Source organism: Desulfobacter vibrioformis DSM 8776 (assembly GCF_000745975.1).
GTDB classification, from domain to species: Bacteria; Desulfobacterota; Desulfobacteria; order Desulfobacterales; family Desulfobacteraceae; genus Desulfobacter; species Desulfobacter vibrioformis.
The window spans coordinates 50,824-66,539 of sequence record NZ_JQKJ01000012.1; the positions used below are offsets into that span (position 1 = coordinate 50,824).

Here is a 15,716-nt window from a genome sequence, read left to right on the forward strand (position 1 = left end):
TATTTGGACGAAAAGTCACCCATCTGCGCCTTGCACCTGGGTAACTTTTCCTTCAAAATTGAAGCAATCAAGCTGGAAGCGTTACGTGCAAGACTGGCTGAAGGTGAAGCTCAGCTTGACAAAGGACAAGGGGTTGACGGCCAATCCTTCATGGATGAATTGATCGGCTGGCATAACTCAATATATTCTTTTAGCCGGATCTCATGTCATTTTCACGGCAAATCCTTTAATATTATTTGGGTTTTTATCATTGAAAAGATGGAGTTTGCTTTCTCTTCTATTCAGTCCGATAATATTTCCGACGGACCATTCAGGATAGGTACTTTTCAAAATTTTATGCCAATAAGTGTATTTTTGCTTTCCAGTATCTATCACCATTTTCCATATTTTCTTCCTTGATTTTTTACAGCAGCTTTTTCTCCTTTTTTATATTGTCACAGCATCCTTTGCATACTCAGGCAAGCGGAGGGGGAGGTGGCGGGAGTTCCCCCTTCTCATAGGCTTCCCGAGCCTTTCTTACTGGTATGCGGGTCTCACAAGGTACGCCAACTTGGCAGAGGCCGCAGCCGTAACCTTCATAGTTATATGTTTTTTTGACATAGTCACTGGAAGCTATCAGATGTTGACGGCAGATTTCCTTGTCGTGCCCGGAAATTGTGAGTGCTCGAACCGGGCAGCGGTCAATACATTTGCCGCAGGAGCCATCAACAAAAAAAAGGCACCAGGCACGGTGATGGTTATAGTACCTGATCGAAGGCTCTATTTTTATTTTTGCCACTACAGATCCGACTCTCATCGCTTTACCTTTGGGAGTAATCAGTCCATCGCAAAGTCCAAACGTACCAAGGCCTGCAGCATGGGCTGCGTGACGTTCTGACCAGGATGAAGCATATCCGTAATTCTTAGAATTCACCCAGGCCCAATTAGGCGTCAGCATTGGCGCGACTGCAGGATAGCCCTCATTCGTCAGCGTCTTGGCAACATGCGTTCTAAGCGCGGCATTAAATTTTTCGCCTTCAATGCGAACCCTGGCCCAGCTTTCTGCGGGGAATTTTTTTGCTTTTCGATTCATATCCCGGACAGCTTTGCGTTGGGGTAAAACCCAGGATATAACCGTAAGTTCTTCCGGTGTCGCTAAGTTTTTTGGGTGATATTGATTATAAATCTCCAATGGCGTCCAGTGAAAAGGACCAACATATTCCTTGTATTCTTGAAAGATGGGATCTGCCCCTGAAGCGAATCCGACCAAGGCCTCATCCCAGGCTTGGGCATTGTTTTCATTTTGCAAATTGTTAAGGGGCGATTCGGCTAAGAAGCGTTCCACTAAACCGGTGATCCAGACAGATAGATTTCCTTTTTTGGGCATAAGCATCCTCCTATTTTCTGGTATTTTTTCAGCTATAGTATCTTTTCATAGCCGAAAAAAGCCAGTCTCCGGCACGACCCAAAGGACGATCCTTGGACCGAATGACGTCCCGCGGATAGGTCATCCTTTATTAAGTGTTCGGGCAGAAGTCCCCAGCCTATCCCCTGGAGTAGGAGATCCCTGATCAAATATTCGTTTTCCACCCACCAAACCCTGCTACTGAACACTGGGAGCTGTGTTTCCTGTTCCCCTCCCCTAGAAGTCACCTCTATTTGTAGAACCAAGTCAAGGGCAGAAATGTCTAACCCGGCCTTTCCCAGACCATATGTGGGGTGGGCCACCGGAATAAAATTCATCTTTCCAACAATTTGAAAATCCGACCGGGACTTCCATCGGTCCAAAAGGAGTTCTGTGGGCATCATCACGCCAAAATCAATCCGGTCGCAATCAATCATATCCCAGACATCATTGAGAGAGCCCGAAAGAATTTCCAGCTCGGTCTCAGGAAACTGGGCTTTAAAGCGCTTGAGCAACATGCCATCCTTAAAGGCGATGTTCGGGAGGGATTCAGAGACAGCCAAGCGGACCCGGCTCTCCATGGCTTCGGACAACACCGCCGCTTTGGTTTGCATGGACCGACAACGGGATAATATAGTTTCAGCGTCTCTTAGAAACAACTCTCCGGTCAGGGTCAGCACGGGATATTTTTTTGCCCGGTCAAAGAGTTCCAGCCCCAAATCAATCTCCAAATTGGAAATCGCCGTACTCACGGCAGACTGGGCTTTGCCCAGCTTTCTGGCAGCAGCCGAAAAAGAACCTGTTTCAGCACTTGCCAAAAAGGCTTTCAATTGATCCAAGGTAAAATCCATGGAACAAATCTATCAATAATTTAGATAGATCTCAACTTTATTCCATCTATCACCAATGATAATTAAAAGTTGTTTCTGACTTTAGTAATTAAAAGAATGTACTGGATATGAACAAAAAACCTGAAATGAGATCCGGTTTGGATAGACTTCGCCATTCCATTATTTATGAAGGCGTTTTTCTATTTCTCACCGTATTGATCCTCAAAGATATCCTCAATCAGCCTGTCGCCCACATAGGCAGTTTTGGAATCATCATGTCACTCATGGCCATGATTTGGAACTTTTTTTACAATTGCGCCTTTGATCATGTCCTGATCTTTTTCAAACACCCCCTTTATCCCAGGGGATTTAAGCTGAGAGTTTGTCATTCAGTGTCTTTTGAGGTGGGATTCATGCTGGCATCAGTCCCTTTTACGATGATTTGGATGCGCTTTTCTTTTATCCAAGCGCTTACCATGGATATTGTCTTTACCATGGCGGCTCTAACCTACACGTTGATTTTCAATTATGCTTACGACGTTATTTTTCCAGTGCCCCCAGCCGTCCCAGACTGAGCGCCAGGCAGGAATAACAAACCTAGCCAACACCACGAATAATATGCGTTGCAGCGTTCAAGTACAGATAAAATCAACACTTTAACGTAGAACTTCGCGGCACTTTTGAAGCGGCGCTGCGGCGGGAAAAGTCGGCCAATAGTGGAGTATTATGGGGCAATAAATTGCAAAATGAACAATATTCGTTCATTAATATTGCCACGCGGTACTTCTACTGTTTCATAATTCCATTGTAAATACCACTTTTTCATATCTTCAAAAACCGTTACGGATTCCTCAAAACTTTGATCTCGCTCTGAGTCTGTTACGTAAATTTCCTTCCATGGTGGAAGAAGAAAAACAATACCGTTATAGGGAAATTGCTGGACGTACTGCTCGATTTCATCACGTGTTAACGCACCTACGGCATCAAGCATATACAACGCGTCCAGCACACCGCGATCAAAGAATACAGCATGTTTGCATAAAGTTGAATTCCGGTACTTTTCAATATCCGAACTGAGAATTTCCTGGCCGAAAGAAACCGGGTCTGGTCGAGGTGATAATCCAGCCGCTAATCGTTTTTTGATGATTCCACGGGCAGTTTCTGGCACGACGCGATATCCACGCTCCGCTAAAGCATTAAGGATTGTAGTCTTGCCACCTCCCGGCCCACCGGTAATTACGAATTGATGGTTCATTTCACCCCTAATTGAATTATCGCCCTGCTGGCGGATTGTTAGGTTTGACGTTTTAGGAAATGGAAATTCCTGTACTTTCAAGTTAATCGGTAGTTTTTTTATTTCCATTTATCTAACGGTATAACATCCAAAAAGTAAGAATGGTCAAATTTGTATGATATCAAAAAAACTTGATAAGCAAAATTAGTAACATCACCTGGAAAAACCCGCAAATTTTTTTCTTCGATTTGCCACATAATTGACCAGGCACTTATGGTATTTATGTAGTGTGTAATCCTTGCCAGTAAAGGCGTTGACTTCATTTGTTATTGTGGGCCTGATATGCAAAATCCGGCAGATCAAATCGTAATATTTGAGGCGCTGTTTGCATTTAAAAAAGTTGCGCTTTACCGCTTTAGATTCTGAATTGGTTTCCACATATCTGGCATTTTTATCTCTGAAGGCATAAATATCTCCTGAGAAATAATCTAATCTGTATCTTTTACAAATGCCTGTTATTTGATCGATAGAAATATCAAAACTGATATGTTCTGGAATCGCGAAAATAATTGACTGTGGTGGTATGTATATCATGTTTTTTTGTCGATTCCTTAAGCCTGTCAGCGGGTTAGTCGCCGGTTTATCCGATGCTTTCATTGGTTATAAATATAATAAAAACCTGACCCGATCCCCCCCCCCTATTTTTCGGGTTTCGGTGATGGCAACATCAGTGGCAAGATCTGTTCGAACACATTATTGAGCGAATAATCGCTATTTCCTTGCCAATGCTGCATGGCAATTATTTCTCGCAAGAGAGACACCCCTTTAGGCTGGCTATCCCATCTTCATAGAAATGAATGGGCATACGTTCAACTTCCGAAATGGATTTTTGAAACCCTTCCATCATTAGGGGATATGCGGCATTGGCTTTTTCTATAGGGTTCTCTATAAAGGACATGAAGAATATATGCCGGGAAATCAATCTTCATGCTTCATGGTTTTAATTCGGAAGCATCTTAACTTTATGACATTGGGTGAAGACTACCTCCAAAACAAGATCTGTTTTTTTGTATGGAAGACCACCCTGGACTTTCCCTGTGAAGCAAGTAGCTGTCAAGAAAAAGACTTTGCCGTATTACCCAGTTCCTAAAATTCTGCTTGTAAAATGTTGTTATCACCTATGAACAGGTGGGAGCGGTCATGGCCGGCGGTAAAAGTTTATTTAAAATTTTTACTCTTCGGGGGAAGCTATGAAAATTCTATCCTGTCCGGGCAGAATTTTAGGTCCATTTCCCAGAATTCACTGACCCGGTCTGAGTAGTCCTGTTCCGAATTTGACTTGAGCAGTTTTTTCAACGGTTTTCTGCTGTTTTCAAAGGATGGCCCCAGATAGTTCCAGAATCCCTTCATGCGTCCGATAAGGTGCCCCGGGCCTGAAAAGACCTGTTTGTAACTGTTAAAAAGATCCGTGTGAAAGATTTTCAATCGTTCCCGCGTTTGGTTGTTATTTTTTGGGGCCTCAGTGTTGTGAAAATCGGTTTTCAACCCTTTGATCTGCTCGGGCAAAAAAGGGTTGGAAAGAATGCCTCTGCCGATCATGAAGCGGTTTATTTCCGGAAAACGTTGTTGGATTTTTTCCCATGATGCCCGGTCCACAATATCCCCGTTATAGACCATGGGATGGTCACAGGCGTTCATGGCCCTTTGAAACGCGTCAACATCAGCGGAGCCTGTATACATTTGTTCTCCGGTTCTGGGGTGCAGGATGATTTCGTCAAGCTTGTGGGTGTTGAACATTGCAATCAGGTCCAGGATCTCTTCCTTATTTTTACGGCCCAGGCGGATTTTAACGCTTAGGCTGGGCTTCATGGCCGGGATGACCCGGGAAAGGAAGGCGTCTATTTTATCCGGGTGGGGTAAAAGGCCTGAGCCCCGCTGTTTTTTTGCAATTTTTGAATGGGGGCACCCAAGGTTCCAGTTCACCTGGGCATAGCCCATGTCAAAAAGATAATCCCCAAGATAGATAAAATCATCCGGACTATTTCCCAGGATCTGGGGGATGACAGGAAAGGCTGTGTTCAGATCAGGATCCACGTCTTTCAGTCTGGACGGTTTCAGGCGCCTGCTGCCCATGGTGGAGATAAACGGGGCCATGGCCTGGTCAATGCCGGAGAAATGCCGGACATATGCCTGCCTGAACACCACATCGGTGAACCCCTGCAAAGGGGCCAGTATCAAAAAAGGATGATTATCTGTCATGGGGTGGTTTTCCTTGATGTTCAGGCCTTGAACAATAAAATCTTTTGACAAACCCGAGAACGATCCATTATACAGTCTCTATTTTTTGACCTGCTATACATAAGATTGAATTGGATTGCAAGGAGTGTTTCCTAAGGTATGAGAGAACTTTATGAACAGATCATCCGTATCAACCAGATGCCGGATGATGCTGAAAAACAGGCCCGGGCAAAGGTGTTTTTTGATTCTTTGAACAGCATGGCAATGCCGGATTCATTCAACTGGGTGAACCAGGTGTTTGAAGGCATTCATGTGGCCCGGACACCGGATAAAACCGCTTTGGTGTACCAAGACCTGGCCACCCTTGAATCCAGCCGTTTTTCCTATCTTGACCTGTCATGCCGGGCCAACAGGCTGATTAATTTCCTGGCGGACCGGGGCATTGGAACGAAAGATAATATGTATATGATGGTACCCTTGTGTCCGGAAATATGGTTTGCAAGCCTTGCCTGCATCAAGGCCGGTATTGTCAGCGTGCCCACGGCCACCACCATGACCGCAAGGGAACTGGAATTCCGGTTTGAAACCTATAAACCGGATGTGGTTCTGGCAGATATGACCAGTGTTGAGATCATTGAAAATTCCATCCGGGAGACCGGTATTACGCCCAGGGTTAAACTGGTGCTGGGCCAGGCCCCGGGTTGGATCTCCTATGAAGAGGTGGAAAGTGCATCAGACAAGGCAGATGCCGAAGACACGGCATCCGAGGATATTTTGTTCTGCTTTTTTACCTCCGGTACCACCGGCTTGCCGAAACGGGTGGGGCATACGGCAGTTTCCTATCCTGTGGGGCATTTGTCAACTACGGCCATGATGGGGCTTACCCCCGATGACATCCATCATAACCTCAGTGCGCCCGGATGGGGTAAATGGGCCTGGTCCTCCTTTTTTGTTCCCTTTAATGTGGGGGCCACAGTAACCGCCTTCCGGTTTGATTCCCTGAATGCAAAGACTTACCTTGACGCGATTGCAAGGCAAAAGGTCACAACCTTGTGTGCGCCGCCTACTGCCTGGCGCATGTTTGTGAATGCCGACCTTGATGACATTGACCTGTCCTGTCTGCGTCAGTCCATGTCTGCCGGCGAACCGTTGAATCCGGATGTAATTACACGCTGGCATGGCTTTACAAACACCCGTATCCGGGATTTTTATGGGCAGACAGAGTCCACGGCCATGATCGGCAACCCGCCGTGGATGGCTGAAAATATGCGGGCAGGCTCTTTTGGCGTGCCGTCTCCCATGTATGATGTGGCCCTGGCAGATGACGAAGGCAATGAAATTACAGAACCGGATCAGGTGGGGCACATTGTTGTAAAAACAGATAACTGGTTGCCAAAGGGGCTTTTTAAGGCGTATATCGGCAATCCGGAAAAGATGAGTTCCGTGTTCGTGGACCCGTATTATTACACCGGAGACAGGGCTTGCTTTGATGCCCATGGTTACTGGTGGTTTGTGGGGCGGGCCGATGATGTTATTAAATCCAGTGATTACCGCATCGGACCCTTTGAAGTGGAAAGCGCGCTTATCGAACACCCGGCCGTGGCCGAGGCCGCAGTTGTGGGCGCCCCTGACCCCACCCGCTACCAGCTGGTCAAGGCCTATGTCATTCTCAATCCGGGCGAGACTGGTAACAGGGAACTGGCCTTGGCGTTGTTCAAGCATACCATGAATATTCTTGCCAAGTTTAAGATTCCCAGGATCATTGAATTTGTTGATGAAGTGCCAAAAACCATTTCCGGAAAAATTCGTCGTATTGAATTGCGGGATAACGAAGCCGACCGGATGGGAGAAGAGTATTTTTACTGGGATTTTCCCGAATTAAGTTCAAAAAATAAATAAATCAGTCGTACCTGGATTGTGTGTGGGGATCTGTCAGCTTTATTCCGGGGGCAGATCATCATCATCATTCACCGGATTATGTTCTTCGATGGTGGCAAAGGGCATGGTTACTTCAATTTCTCCGCTTTCCCCCCGTATAAATTCTGCGTGGGGGTAGGTGTTTTTAAACACATTGAGCATTTTCCGGTTTTCGGCCAGGACAAGGGCAGTGAAACAGGAATAATTGTTCTGCCGGGCGATTTTTTCAAGGCAGGTCAGCAAAAAGGTGGCAATCCCCTGGCCATGTAGATCCTCCTGGACCAGAAATGCCACTTCCGCATTTTTGGGTCCCACTTCTGCGTAAGATGCCACCGCCACAATCTGTTTGCGTTTGCCCTGCTGCATAAGGGCGATAAGGGTCATATTCCGGCTGTAATCCACCTGGGCCCACATCTGCTGGAGCATGCGCCTTGAGAAAACTTTTCGCCTGTTGAAAAACCGAAAATAGATGGAATCTTCCTGGAGGGAGTAGTAAAAATTTCTGGATTCGAATTCATCCGAGGGCTGAAGCGGCCTGACTTCGAGCTGTTTTCCGCCGGTCAATAGCCTGTTGTATTTATAGGCATTGAGAAACAGCAGGTCCTGGTTTGTGGGAGGCAACTGGTCACTGAAAATATAATGGCGCTGTTTGGCCTGTTCAATGAGTTCCTTGCGGAATTTGGGATGGGCGATCTGGGCCAGTTCCATGACCCGCTGGAAAATGCTTTTCCGCCGGATTTCTGCAATACCGTATTCAGTGACCACAAGGTCGATGTCACCCCGGGTGGTGGCAACCCCGGCACCTTCACTTAAATGAGTTACAATTCTGGATACCTGGCCGTTCTGGGCCGTGGACGGGATGATGACAATGGAAAACCCGCCTTTGGACATGGCCGATCCCCTGATGAAATCCACCTGGTCACCAATGCCCGAATAAAACAGATACCCTTTTGAGTCCGTGCATGTCTGGCCTGTCAGATCCACCTCCAGAGCTGAACTGATGGATATCAGGTTATCATTTCTGGCAATGACATTGGGATCGTTCACAAATTCAGAGGATCTGAAATAGAACATGGGGTTGTCAGCGATATAGTCATACAATTCCTTTGACCCCATGCAAAGGGACGCAACCGCCCGTTCGGGGAGAAAGTTTTTTTTGCGGTTGGTGATTACCTTTTGTTTGAATAACGGCAGAAGGCCGTCCGTGATGACCTGGGTATGGATGCCAAGGTCCTTTTTGCCAGCCAGATAGGGCATGATGGCATGGGGAAGATGCCCGAAACCGATCTGCAGTGTGGAACCGTCATCCACCAGCTGGCTGACATAGTGGCCGATACGTTCGACCACGGTTTTGTTTTTGGTCTTGGGCAGGGATTCCAGAAGATCTTCTTCGTATTCCACTAAGTAATCGATGTCATCCATGTGTACCAGAGAATCTCCCCAGGTTCTGGGCATTTGGGGATTAACCTGGGCAATGGTGACTTTGGCATTTTTCATTCCCGAAAGGGTGATATCCACGGAAATGCCTAAAGAACAGTAGCCATGGGCGTCCGGTGGGCTGACCTGCACCAGGGCTACATCCAGGCCGATTTCATTGTTCCGGAAAACCTTTGGAATCTGGGAAAGGTAGGCCGGGATATAATCAATTTTTCCTTCAAACGCAAATTTACGCATGAGAACGGAAATAAAAAACAGTTTAATGGAAAATCGGGACGAAAAATTGTCATCGTTGAGATATTGCGCCAGGGTAGTTGACAGCATTTGATAAACAACAATGTCCTGAAGGGACTGGTTCTCGACCATGGCCCGGATCAGGTGCTGGGGTTCTCCGCACCCGGTACCGATGAATACCCGTGAACCATTGCGAATTTTTTTTACACTTGCTTCAGCCGTGAGCAGCTTATCAGGACAGATCTGTTTTAAATCCATGCTATTTCTCCTGCCGGGTCAATGCCAGAGTCGAAATCTTTGGGCCTATATACGGGGTAAAGCAAACCATAAATTTGATTGATAATCAATTATTTTATTTTGTTTCCGGTTCCGGGCAGCATCAGGGATGTCCCGGTGTGATGGTTTGGGGCTTAAAATCTAATGTGGCGAAATAGTCATCCATGGTCTCTGCCCTGCGGATCAGTTCAATGCTGCCGTCGGTTTTAAGCAAAAGTTCCTTGGGACGAAGCTGGCCGTTGTAGTTAAAGCCCATGGCATGTCCGTGGGCCCCGGTGTCGTGGATGATCAGGATGTCTCCTTCCCGGGTTTCGGGCAACTGTCTTTGGATGGCAAACTTGTCATTATTCTCACACAGCGCACCCACGACATCCACTGTCTTTAAGGGGGCGGATTCCGGCTTGCCATGGATGTGGATGTGATGGTAGGCGCCATACACCCCGGGGCGCATCAATGCCGACATGGAAGCGTCCACGCCCACATAGTCGCGGTAGGTGTTTTTATGGTTGATCACCGAGGTGACAAGGGCGCCGTGGGGGCCGGTGATAAACCGGGCACTTTCCATATACAGTCTGGGTATCCAGCCGTTTTTCGCTTTAAAGGCTTCAAAGGCTTCGATGATGCCGCCGGCCATGCCTTCAAGGTTGAATGCCCGGTCATCCGGTTTGTAGGGAATGCCTAAACCGCCGCCGATATTTATGAACTCAAACCGGATATCCAGGGCCTGACTTACATCTTCAGCCAGTTCCAGGAGCATGTCCGCCGTGTCGATCATGTATTGGTAATTCAGCTCATTGGACGCCATCATGGTATGCAGGCCAAATCGTTTGACGCCAAGGTCCAGGGCCTGCCCATAGGCTGAAAAGATCTGGTCCCGGGTCAGGCCGTATTTGGCTTCTTCGGGTTTGCCGATAATGGCGTTCCCCTGGCGTGTCGCGCCGGGATTGTATCTGAAACAGAGCAGATCGGGTATGGCCGGCAGTTTGGCAATCAGGGTGATGTCATCCAGATTGATGATGCAGCCCCCCTGGTCCATGGCTGTTTTTAACTGTTCCCGGGTGGTGTTGTTGGAGGTGAACATGATCTCTTCGGCATTGCTTCCCACTTTGCGGGCCAGTACGATTTCCGGTACCGAAGCGCAGTCAAAACCAAACCCCTGGGCTTTGAGAAGTGCCATTACCGTGGGATTTGGCAGGCCCTTTACGGCAAAATACTCCTTGAATCCGTCAATGGGGGTAAACGCCTTGTTCAGGGCCTGGCAGGTTTGAATGATCCCGGTTTCATCGTAGATGTGAAAAGGGGTGCCAAAGGCTGCTAGGGCATCCTGAACCACCGTTGACAGTCTCTCTTTGAATTCAAGTGACATGGGCATGGTAATATTCCTTTATATAATAATTATCGCTCTTCGGGCGGGTTGTTAATGTTCGGTGTTAGAAATGAAAATTCCTATATTATTAAATTAAACGTCATCCGGCAGTTTGATCTTTGCACTTTCCTTGAATGTGGAAAGCGCGATAAATGTTTTAGTTGCCTTTACACTGCTCATATCGGCAATCCGGGTTTGTATCAGTTCTTCCAGTTCCCTGTTGCCTGATGTTTTTATTTTAATCATCAGGATATCCCCACCTGCCAGATAATGGACTTCCTGGACCTGTTCAATGGCTGCCAGCTGTTCGCCGGTTTCCCGGATCACGGACGGGCGGGTCACCTGGATGCTGACAAAGGCGGTCATGGCACATCCGAACATATCCGGGTTCAGGCGCACCTCATAGCCCTGGATGATCTGTTTTGCCTCAAGTTTTTTAATACGCTCAAGCACTGCGGAAGGGGCCATGTCAATGGTCCTTGAAATCTCAACATTGGGTATCCTGGCTTTTTTCTGCAGGATTTTAAGAATTTCCAGATCAGTTTTATCCATGACAATAATATTCAATTTATGCTAAAGTTATTATATAAATTATAGTTCATAAAATAGTATTCGTTATTTTTGATAAAATCAAGAACATTATTCTTTAAATAATGAAAAAATATAAATTAAGTTCTCTTTATTTAAGTATTGTCAGAATCTTGGACAATTTGATCTTTGTTGATAAAATACGGTGTTTCATATACATGTAAAATTTTAGGTGAATTCCGATTAACAACAGGTTGGGGTGGATGGACAAGAACAGCATTAAAATCCTGGTGGTGGACGACGAGGAAGGCATTCTGGATGTCACCGAAGCATTTTTTGAAAGGAAGGGATACCAGGTATATACTGCAGAAAACGGGGCAAAGGCCATGGATATTGTCAGTCGGGAGAAAATAGACTGTGTTTTTACCGATATCAATATGCCTGTGATGGACGGGCTCGAACTTGCCGAACGAATCCGCCATATTGAAAGTACCCTGCCCGTTGTGGTGATGACCGGGTATCCTTCCCTTGAAAATACCATCCAGACCCTGAAAAATGGGGTTGTGGATTACCTGATCAAGCCGGTGAACCTTGAGCAGATGGAGTTGACCCTTTGCAGGATACTGCGTGAACGGGGGCTCTTTATTGAAAATCTGATCCTCAAGGAGGAGGTGGAACGACGGGAGCGGCTGCGTCAGCTCAACAACGAACTGATTAAAAAAGTAGAGGATGTAAATACCTTAAACCGGGTCATGGAGGATTTTGCCACCATTGATTCCAGTTACGAAATTTTTAATAAGGTTGTCCGGTTGGGCGTCGAAGAACTCAAGGCGGATCTGGTCTTTTTTCATGTTTATTCAGAACAGGATAACTTCCTGGTACTTGTAGGCAAGGCTGGTGCGAAAAATAAAAAATACCCGGCCTCCTATTCCACAGACATTCCTGAACAGGAAAAAGCATTTATCATAGAGTCGTTGGGAAATGATCACACGCCCTGCCTGATTGCAGATGCGGTGAGTATCCCATCAATGAGAGGGCAGGTACACTCCTTTATGGTTGCGCCATTGAAAATCCGGGATAAGATTTTTGGTGTTGTTTCAGCCTATATTTTCCAGGGACCGCGGTTTTTCAGCGAACAGGATATTTACTATTTAAGCTTTATTACCCAGAAAGCCGCCTCAGGTATTGAAAATATTGCTTTATATGAAAATATATATGAAAATCTGTTTTCCACTCTGTTTGCATTTGTTACGGCCCTTGAAGTCCGGGATCTTTATACCCGCAAGCACTCCACCCGGGTGGCCAGAGTCTCCCATATGATTGCCGGGGAAATGGGGTGCACCGAAGAAGAGCTGGACATGATCAATGTGGCAGGCAGTCTTCATGATATCGGTAAAATAGGTATCAGGGATGATATCCTCTTGAAACCCGGACGCCTTACCGAAGATGAATACGAAAAAATAAAAGAGCATCCTGCCATCGGCGCTGATATTATAAGCAAACTGGGCCTGTGGGGCAGGGAAGCGCAGATTATCCGGCATCATCACGAATGTTTTGACGGTACAGGATATCCCGACGGCCTGAAAGGGGAACAGATTCCTAAACTTGCAAGAATATTGTCCGTTGCCGACAGTTATGACGCCATGGCCTCGGACAGGGCCTACCGAAAGAAAATGGATAAGAATGTCGTTCTTGACATTATAATTAAAAATTCAGGCTCTCAGTTTGATCCTGATGTGGTGGATGCTTTTCTGCGGGTTGCAGATCAGGACCTGCCGGATGATTTTTAATGGCTTGAGCATGAAAATGAAATATGCTAATCTGCCCTTAGAAAATTGCCAAGTATAAATAACAGTTTTAGATCTTTAAGCGTGGGGTGAAATTGCATTGAGCATTTCAAACAAAAGCGACCGGCGAAAATTTTCCAGGGTAGTTTTTACAACCAAAATTGAAATTCATATGCTTGATGAATCCGGACAAAACGTCAAGCTTGCGGCCAACTCAAAAGATCTGAGCCAGAGAGGGGTGTTTGTCAAGACAGACAAGCGGCCTGATTTGGATACGGTGTGCCGGGTGACTGTTTATCTGGCCGGAGGAATAGACGATCTCAGGCTGGAAATTCAGGGACGAATCGTCAGACATACGGATGCCGGATTCGGTGTAGAGTTTGAGTCCATGGACGTAGATACATATACCCATTTAAAAAACCTAGTTTTGTATAATATTGAAGGCAGTGATTAGGTTGTCCCGGCAGTATGCGGAGCAAAGCTTAAAAACGGCCGGAGGTGTTGGACCTTGGATGTTACACTGATAAATCCGTTCATCAATGCAACGATTAACGTGTTGGAAACAATGGCTTTTGTTACGGTTACGGCGGGAAAACCCTACCTGAAAAAAAATAATATCGCCGTGGGTGATGTGACCGGTGTCCTAGGGCTGACCGGGGTCGCCCAGGGAACCATTGCCGTTACTTTTGAAGAAAAATGTATTCTAACGGTTGTTTCCAACATGTTCGGAGAAAAGATAGACGGACTCAACGATGATATCGCCGATGCTGTTGGGGAATTGACAAATATGATTTCCGGACAGGCCCGGCGGGAACTTGATGAAATGGGCAAGGTGTTCAAGGCTGCCATACCATCAGTGATTACTGGAAAAAAACATACTATCAGACATTATGGGAACGGCCCTAAAATCGCGATCCCTTTTCAAACCGATGGTGGATATTTTACAATTGAGGTGTGTTTTGATAGATAGAAGATGGGCTTCAATCCAATTAAGGAGGAAAATGTGGCAATGGACACATCCATCAAGATTTTGATAGTTGACGATTTTGCAACCATGCGCCGTATTCTGAAGAATATTTTAAAACAGCTTGGTTTTAAAAATCTGGTGGAGGCCGATGATGGTACAACGGCGTGGGAGGTCCTTGAAAGCCAGAGGATTGATCTGATTATTTCCGACTGGAACATGCCTAAAATGACAGGGCTTGAATTGCTGAAAAAGGTGCGGGCCAGCACTGACTACAAGAAAGCACCTTTCTTGATGGTCACAGCAGAAGCCCAGAAACAGAACGTCATAGAAGCCGTACAAGCCGGTGTTTCCAATTATGTGGTCAAGCCGTTTACGGCAGAGGCCATTTCCGACAAACTCAAAAAAATCCTTAAGTGAGTCAGATCCCCATGGTCCAGGCAATAGCCGAAAAAACATCCGGCGCTGCTGACGCCCCGCTCAAAGAGGTATCCGGTTTTGACCGCAGCGGCATTGCTGGCGTGAGTAAGGGACTGATGGCCGTGCTTGACCGGGTGCGTAAGGTTGCGCGCTCTGACTCCTCTGTGCTTATCACAGGCGAAAGCGGTACTGGTAAGGAACTTATTGCCCGGGCCATTCATAAAAATTCAACAAGAAAAGACGGTCCCATGGTGGTGATCAATTGCGGGGCCATTCCCAGCGAGCTTCTCGAAAGTGAGTTGTTCGGCCATGAGAAAGGCGCATTTACCGGTGCCCACCGGGCAAGGATCGGGCGTTTTGAAATTGCCGATAAAGGCACGATTTTTTTGGATGAAATCGGTGACATGAGTCCTGATCTCCAGGTTAAGCTTTTGCGCGCTCTGCAGGAAAGACAGTTCGAGCGGGTGGGCGGCTCCCAGACCATAGCGGTGGATATCAGGGTTATTTCCGCCACCAACAAAAACCTGACCGCCGCCATAGAGGATAACGAATTCAGGGAAGACCTGTATTACCGCCTTAATGTGATTCCCATCAATATCCTGCCCCTGCGGGAACGCCCTGAAGATATCATGCCCCTTGTGGACCATTTCCAGGCCGGTCTTGCACGGCGCAGTGCCGACTACATGCCCAAGGTATTTCCTGAAGCGGTAAAACAGGTGCTTGCGGCCTATGAATGGCCTGGGAATATCCGGGAGCTGGAAAACCTGGTGGAAAGGCTGTCAGTCCTTGTGGAAGATGATATTGTCGGTATAGCTGATCTGCCGGCATGTATGATCGGTGACGGCACGGGTGTCACCCCGGTCTGTGTGGCCAGCGTGTTCCAGAATAACATTGGTTTTAATGAAGCCGTGGAAGCATATCAAAAATCTTTAATTACCCATGCCTTGAATGAAACCGGATGGGTCAAAGCCAAGGCCGCCGAACTGTTGAAAATGAACCGGACCACCCTGGTTGAGAAGATAAAAAAAATGGATATTGAACCGCAAGATGACATGCCGGTTTTTTGACACCTGCCGCCAGAAATCCTCCCACTCCCTCTCC

The 15,716-nt window shown here is 46.7% G+C and carries 15 protein-coding genes; 8 read left to right on the plus strand and 7 right to left on the minus strand.

Annotated features, from left to right (window positions below; genetic code table 11):
• Positions 1-3: 3 nt before the first annotated feature.
• Complete coding sequence (locus tag Q366_RS21695; protein ID WP_211251879.1) at positions 4-399, plus strand: hypothetical protein; 396 nt, start codon at positions 4-6, stop codon at positions 397-399.
• A gap of 55 nt (positions 400-454) precedes the next feature.
• Here the strand turns inward: Q366_RS21695 and Q366_RS09150 are convergent, their stop codons facing one another.
• Both Q366_RS09150 and Q366_RS09155 read right to left on the minus strand, forming a co-directional pair.
• Positions 455-1,366 (minus strand): 4Fe-4S ferredoxin, encoded by a 912-nt coding sequence (locus tag Q366_RS09150; protein WP_035238293.1) that lies wholly within the window; start codon positions 1,364-1,366, stop codon positions 455-457.
• Between the two features lie 32 nt (positions 1,367-1,398).
• Positions 1,399-2,223, minus strand: a complete 825-nt coding sequence (locus tag Q366_RS09155) for a LysR family transcriptional regulator (RefSeq protein WP_169742950.1) — start codon at positions 2,221-2,223, stop codon at positions 1,399-1,401.
• Positions 2,224-2,342: 119 nt separating this feature from the next.
• On the opposite strand from Q366_RS09155, the gene Q366_RS09160 reads away from it, so the two are divergent.
• A complete protein-coding gene (locus Q366_RS09160) occupies positions 2,343-2,789 on the plus strand; it encodes a PACE efflux transporter (RefSeq protein ID WP_051957947.1) in 447 nt (148 codons plus the stop codon).
• Positions 2,790-2,938: 149 nt separating this feature from the next.
• Here the strand turns inward: Q366_RS09160 and Q366_RS09165 are convergent, their stop codons facing one another.
• Complete coding sequence (locus tag Q366_RS09165) at positions 2,939-3,577, minus strand: AAA family ATPase (protein ID WP_245619914.1); 639 nt, start codon at positions 3,575-3,577, stop codon at positions 2,939-2,941.
• A gap of 1,119 nt (positions 3,578-4,696) precedes the next feature.
• Entirely contained in the window at positions 4,697-5,707 is a 1,011-nt protein-coding gene (locus Q366_RS09180) for a tRNA dihydrouridine synthase (protein ID WP_035238448.1), read from the minus strand.
• Between the two features lie 138 nt (positions 5,708-5,845).
• On the opposite strand from Q366_RS09180, the gene Q366_RS09185 reads away from it, so the two are divergent.
• Positions 5,846-7,585: an AMP-binding protein gene (locus Q366_RS09185; RefSeq protein ID WP_035238303.1), complete on the plus strand. Its 1,740-nt coding sequence runs from the start codon at positions 5,846-5,848 to the stop codon at positions 7,583-7,585.
• 39 nt (positions 7,586-7,624) lie between these two features.
• Here Q366_RS09185 and Q366_RS09190 read toward each other — a convergent pair whose 3' ends face one another.
• From Q366_RS09190 to Q366_RS09200, 3 genes are all read right to left on the minus strand, one after another.
• Entirely contained in the window at positions 7,625-9,532 is a 1,908-nt protein-coding gene (locus tag Q366_RS09190) for a bifunctional acetyl-CoA hydrolase/transferase family protein/GNAT family N-acetyltransferase (RefSeq protein ID WP_035238305.1), read from the minus strand.
• 121 nt (positions 9,533-9,653) lie between these two features.
• Positions 9,654-10,922 carry a diaminopimelate decarboxylase gene (locus tag Q366_RS09195; protein ID WP_035238308.1) on the minus strand — a complete coding sequence of 423 codons (1,269 nt, stop codon included), beginning with the start codon at positions 10,920-10,922 and terminating at the stop codon, positions 9,654-9,656.
• 87 nt (positions 10,923-11,009) lie between these two features.
• Positions 11,010-11,468, minus strand: coding sequence for an Lrp/AsnC family transcriptional regulator (locus Q366_RS09200; protein WP_035238311.1), 459 nt, complete (start codon positions 11,466-11,468; stop codon positions 11,010-11,012).
• Positions 11,469-11,707: 239 nt separating this feature from the next.
• On the opposite strand from Q366_RS09200, the gene Q366_RS09205 reads away from it, so the two are divergent.
• The 5 genes from Q366_RS09205 to Q366_RS09225 all read left to right on the plus strand — a co-directional run bounded on the left by Q366_RS09205 (position 11,708) and on the right by Q366_RS09225 (position 15,682).
• Positions 11,708-13,234: an HD domain-containing phosphohydrolase gene (locus Q366_RS09205; RefSeq protein WP_035238313.1), complete on the plus strand. Its 1,527-nt coding sequence runs from the start codon at positions 11,708-11,710 to the stop codon at positions 13,232-13,234.
• A gap of 97 nt (positions 13,235-13,331) precedes the next feature.
• The gene (locus Q366_RS09210; RefSeq protein WP_035238315.1) at positions 13,332-13,685 is read left to right on the plus strand and encodes a PilZ domain-containing protein; all 354 of its coding nucleotides are present in this window, start codon (positions 13,332-13,334) and stop codon (positions 13,683-13,685) included.
• A gap of 54 nt (positions 13,686-13,739) precedes the next feature.
• Positions 13,740-14,201 (plus strand): chemotaxis protein CheX, encoded by a 462-nt coding sequence (locus tag Q366_RS09215; protein WP_035238317.1) that lies wholly within the window; start codon positions 13,740-13,742, stop codon positions 14,199-14,201.
• Positions 14,202-14,240: 39 nt separating this feature from the next.
• Positions 14,241-14,615 carry a response regulator gene (locus Q366_RS09220; RefSeq protein WP_035238319.1) on the plus strand — a complete coding sequence of 125 codons (375 nt, stop codon included), beginning with the start codon at positions 14,241-14,243 and terminating at the stop codon, positions 14,613-14,615.
• 11 nt (positions 14,616-14,626) lie between these two features.
• Positions 14,627-15,682, plus strand: coding sequence for a sigma-54 interaction domain-containing protein (locus Q366_RS09225; protein ID WP_084691764.1), 1,056 nt, complete (start codon positions 14,627-14,629; stop codon positions 15,680-15,682).
• Positions 15,683-15,716 lie beyond the last annotated feature (34 nt).